The sequence below is a fragment of the Streptomyces sp. SID3212 genome, assembly GCF_009865405.1.
Classification (GTDB): domain Bacteria; phylum Actinomycetota; class Actinomycetes; order Streptomycetales; family Streptomycetaceae; genus Streptomyces.
Genome location: NZ_WWJY01000350.1, coordinates 1 through 546, shown reverse-complemented (window position 1 = coordinate 546; position 546 = coordinate 1). Strand labels below are relative to the sequence as shown.

At 75.8% G+C, this 546-nt stretch carries 1 pseudogene; it reads right to left on the bottom strand.

The window, feature by feature from the left end:
- Positions 1 to 546, bottom strand: a pseudogene (locus GT042_RS10515) (hypothetical protein); the annotation flags it as partial.

Here is a 546-nt window from a genome sequence, read left to right as displayed (position 1 = left end):
GCGGGCGCGGGGGCGACGAAGGGGGTGGTGAGGGTGGCGGGGTCGGGCTGCTGCGCGGGGACGGTCGGCAGGAGGGGGGCGAGCGGGGCGAGGGGCGGCTGGAGGGTCTGTGCCTGTGCCTGTGCCTGAGCTTCCAGGAGCTGCTGCGCCTGCTGGGCCTCCTGGGCCTCCATGCGGGCCTGTGCGTCCAGTTGGGCCTGTGCCTGTGCCTGTGCCTGTGCCTGTGCCTGCGCCGCCCGTGCCTGAGCCTCGGCTTCCGCCTGGGCCTGCTCCTCCAACTGCTGGGCCAGCTGCGCCTGTGCCTGCTGTTCCTCGCGGAGACGTACCGCCTCCTCCTGGGCCCGTACGTCCGCCAGGCGCCGCGTCTCCTCGTCCTGCGCGCGCTCCAGCGCGGCCAGCCGCGCCGTCTCCTCCTGGACCAGCCGCGACAGCAGCGTCCGGGCCGTGACCAGCTTCTCCTGGACGGTCTGCTTGTTGAGGCGCAGCGCCGCCTGGGGCCCGGCCCCCTGCGCGCGGGCCGGTGTCCGGACCGCTGCCGGGGCGGGT